This is a genomic window from uncultured Lamprocystis sp. (assembly GCF_903933125.1).
Lineage (GTDB): Bacteria > Pseudomonadota > Gammaproteobacteria > Chromatiales > Chromatiaceae > Thiodictyon.
Genome location: NZ_CAIZIZ010000457.1, coordinates 1 through 3,736, shown reverse-complemented (window position 1 = coordinate 3,736; position 3,736 = coordinate 1). Strand labels below are relative to the sequence as shown.

The 3,736-nt window shown below is 66.4% G+C and carries 4 protein-coding genes; 2 read left to right on the top strand and 2 right to left on the bottom strand.

Translation table 11 applies throughout. The annotated features are described in order from the left end of the window. Window positions 1-103: 103 nt before the first annotated feature. Window positions 104-2,029 (bottom strand): SUMF1/EgtB/PvdO family nonheme iron enzyme, encoded by a 1,926-nt coding sequence (locus QZY03_RS24850; protein ID WP_295585609.1) that lies wholly within the window; start codon window positions 2,027-2,029, stop codon window positions 104-106. A gap of 291 nt (window positions 2,030-2,320) precedes the next feature. On the opposite strand from QZY03_RS24850, the gene QZY03_RS24845 reads away from it, so the two are divergent. Together QZY03_RS24845 and QZY03_RS24840 are read left to right on the top strand one after the other, a co-directional pair. Next, complete coding sequence (locus QZY03_RS24845; protein ID WP_295585607.1) at window positions 2,321-2,656, top strand: PD-(D/E)XK nuclease family transposase; 336 nt, start codon at window positions 2,321-2,323, stop codon at window positions 2,654-2,656. Then, entirely contained in the window at window positions 2,554-3,102 is a 549-nt protein-coding gene (locus QZY03_RS24840; RefSeq protein WP_367268254.1) for a hypothetical protein, read from the top strand. The genes QZY03_RS24845 and QZY03_RS24840 overlap by 103 nt, the downstream gene beginning before the upstream one ends. Window positions 3,103-3,159: 57 nt before the next feature. Here QZY03_RS24840 and QZY03_RS24835 read toward each other — a convergent pair whose 3' ends face one another. Further along, window positions 3,160-3,579, bottom strand: coding sequence for a hypothetical protein (locus tag QZY03_RS24835; RefSeq protein ID WP_295585605.1), 420 nt, complete (start codon window positions 3,577-3,579; stop codon window positions 3,160-3,162). Window positions 3,580-3,736: the final 157 nt, after the last annotated feature.

Genomic DNA, 3,736 nt, shown 5'->3' with positions numbered 1-3,736 from the left:
TAAGTACTTCAAGTTAAATATTTGTAGGCGTTAATAATTGTAAGCACTTGATATATAAAGAAATCGCAATAATTAGCGACTTATAGCAATTATATTGATGTACTTAGTCTTGGGCGTCATTCCAACTCACGCAGACCACCGGCGCATCCTCGGTCTGCTCAAAGCCGACGGAACGCCAGGAGAAGGCCTTGTCCTGCTGCCAGGAGCCATCCTTCCAACCATAACAGCCGTCGCCCTTTTCCGCCTCGGTCTGATAGCCCTTGTTCGCCGCCACGAAGGCCCGAAACTGCGCCACCGGGACCTCGTACTTACCGATGGCGAAGGGCTGCTTGATCGCCACTGAATGCTGCTGCTCATCCGAAGAGCGCTCCGGTTCGCTGTTTGGGGAGCCCATCTGGAAGGTCCCGGCGGGTATCCTGACCATCGTCGGCCCGGCGGAACCGTCTTTCAGGGTATCGGTGAAGGTCGGCAGGGGTGCGGGCACCGCGGCGGCCACAACCTTGGGAGCAGGTTTGGCCGGCACCTCCGCGCCCGCGAGCGCACTGCCGCCGCCAGCTGTCCCTGCCGCCGGCGTGACGGGCATCGGCAGGATCGGCTGGATCACCACCGGATCAGCGGACTTCCACTCTTTCACCATGTCGGTGAGGGTCGGCAGGGGCGCGAGCGAAGCGGCCGTGGCGGCGGGCGCCGGCGTGGTCAGCTCCTCTGCCCCCGAACCGCTGCTGCCGCCGAACGACACCGACCCCGGCGTCGGCACTCTGCCGGAAACCCATACCAGGGCTGCCGCCACGGCCGCAACGCCAACTCCGACGGCGACCAGTCTGCCGCGGCGGCGACCCCCGGCGGCTGGCGGATCGGCGCTCGCGGGCTTCGTCCGCAAGGGCGCGGCGGTCGGCGCCAGCTCCGACGCGGCCGGCGGCGTTTCCTCGCGCGTGCGCGGCGCCCCTCCCGGCGCATCGGCGGCCGCCTCGCCCTGGGTGTCGGGCCGCCCCGGCACGTCCGCCGCCCGCTCCGGCGGCCTCGCACCCGCGGCGCCCGTCAATGCCGCCTCGATCAAGCCCCGCACCTGAAAATCCCGCTCCCGCGGGAGCCGCTCCTCCAAGACCGCGATGACGACCGGACGCAGCAATGGCTGGTGAATCAGGTTCGCCAGTTCACCGACGGCGCCGATGCGGGTGCGGTGGTTCACCGACCCCAGATCGGCCAGCAGCTCGGCGCCCAGCAAGGCCTCGGGGTCCGGGACGGGCGCCCGCGCATGGGGATTGCGAGCCAGGATCAGCTCACCGCGCACTTGGCCGAACCGCTCTGGGGTCATGCGCCGCGGCCCGGCGGCGGTCGCTTTGACCACCGCGGCATGGACATACCGATAGAGTTGCTCGACGCTCACCGCCGACGCGCCCGCCGCCGCCTCGCCGGTTTCTAGACCCTGGATCAGAAAATGGGTGAAGAGCGAGCGCTCCACGCCGGCGATGACGCGGTTGCCCTCCCAGGAGGACTCGCCGGCGGTCGATGAGGTGAGGATGATCCGCCCGTAACCGGCGTCCGCCGCCGGTGCCGCGGCCGGGTCGGCGCCAAAGGTCGCGGCGGTCACCACCGCGCCCTTGCGGCCGATGGCGCCGGCGTAACAACAGTCGAGGATCAGGATCTGGCGGCCGGCCGAACTGCGGTCCATTACACCGGTGATGAAGGGGGCGGCCAGGGCGGTGCCGTCGAGACAGTCGCGCGCACTGTTGGGCAGCGCGAGATAGAGTCCACCGGTGCGATCGAGCTCGCCGTGACCCGAGAAATAGAGCAGCACCAGATCGTCATGCTGCCGGTTGGCGAACAACCGGCCGATCGCCTCATGGGCAACCGCGTAATCGGGATTGGAGAGGGTCTTGACCAGCGTCGGGTCGAACCCGCCGATGGCCGGATCGGTGAGCACGCGCGCCAGCCCCGCCACGTCCGCCGCCGGGACCTTGAGATCCGGCAGATCCTGATAGCGGTCGTTGCCGATCAGCAGGGCATATTTCTGAGCCGCCGGGGGCATGGGAGTCCGTGGTTGCGCCTGGTTTCCGGCATTCTAACCCCGATGGCGGTGAGCACGTAGGATGCGGTGAGTACTCGAACCGCATCATCCAACCCCCAGCACCCGCAACCCCCCCCCGCCCGTCGGGTATGATCGGAACCGCAGCCTACGGGTAGGTGCCCCGCGGGTCAGCGACGGTGCTATGCTCGACACTCGACCCATGCCGCCGGACCCGTTGCGATATGCGACCTGCTCGACCCCAAGAACGACTATGTATTCAAGCGTCTGTTCGGCGACGCCCCGGACCTGCTGGTGGCGCTGATCAATGCCGTGCGCCGGTGTGCGGCGCCGATCACGCACATCGCGGTCAAAAATCCGGCCATTGATGCCGCGGAATTGCACGGTAAATACATCATTCTGGACCTGCTGGCCGAAGACGCCGCGGGCCGCCAATACAATATCGAGATGCAGGTGCGCCGTTATCGCGCCTGGAGCTGGGATGTTGGGGTTCGTTCCTCACCCCAACCTACGGGCTCCAGCCGGCCATCGGCATCCATCTGCTCGACTTCGATCTGTTCCAGGACCCGGCGCACCAGGACCAGGCGCTGTGGTGTTTTGAGATGCGCGATGCCGCGCGCCCGACGGTGACCCTGGGTCAGGAACTGCAGCTCAACCTGATCGAACTGCGCAAGGCCGATCGGCTCCAACAAACAGGGGGCGCACTCGGCGCCTGGATCACACTCTTTGAACACTGGCAGGAGGAAGACATCATGGCGCAGATCGTCGACCCACCGGTGCGCGCCGCGCTGGACAAACTCAAGACCCTGAGCGCCGACGCCGAGGCCCGGCGCCTGGCCTTCGTGCGCGAACGGGCGCTGCGCGACGAGCGCAGCTTGCTCAAGGATGCGCGGGAAGAAGGTCGGGAAGAAGGTCGGGAAGAAGGTCGGGAGGAAGGTCGGGAGGAAGGTCGGGCCGAAGCCTTGCGCCTGACGGCCATCAATCTGATCCACGGTACCGACCTGAGCGATGCGGCCATCGCCGCGATCACCGGACTCGGCGTCGCTGACCTCGCCGCGCTGCGACGGGCTTTGTAATGGGTTAGCGAATTCGCCACCAGTGTCCGTTCCTCACCGCATCCTACGCGCTTAGCATCAGGGCGCCCCAGACGCGGCGGCATCACCGCTCAATTGCCGCTGCAACCGCCCCGCCAGCGCCTCCACCCGCGCGGCGTCCATGGTGCGCGCATCGAAATCCAGTTCGACCAGATTGGCGCCGACCTGCACCTTGAGCTTGACCCGCGATTCGCGAGTCACGAAGCCCTTGAGAAAATCCACCAGGGCCGGCACCGTCTCGGGCAGAACCTGCAACACCAGCGCGCCCAAGTCCTGACCGAGCCCCTTGGCGCCCGCCCCGACCGGCGTGGACGCCGACCCCGCCAGGGTCACCCCCGTGGTCAGTTCCGGCACGTCCAACTGCCCGCGCAGGGCGCGGGTCAGGTCGTCCAACTCATCCTGGGTCAGGGCCTCCGGCGGATTGGCTTCAAGGGACAGGGTCATGGTCTGATCGGTCATCGGGCATCTCCTGGGGCGAATAAAACAAAGGGGGTGGGCGGTTAGCTCCTCCTGCCCTACATCTTGTGTAGCCGCCAATCGTAACCATGGATGAGATTTTTCTCGGGAACCTGGTCGGTCCTGGCGATCTGTTCAAGTAAACGGCGAAAGACGAGCC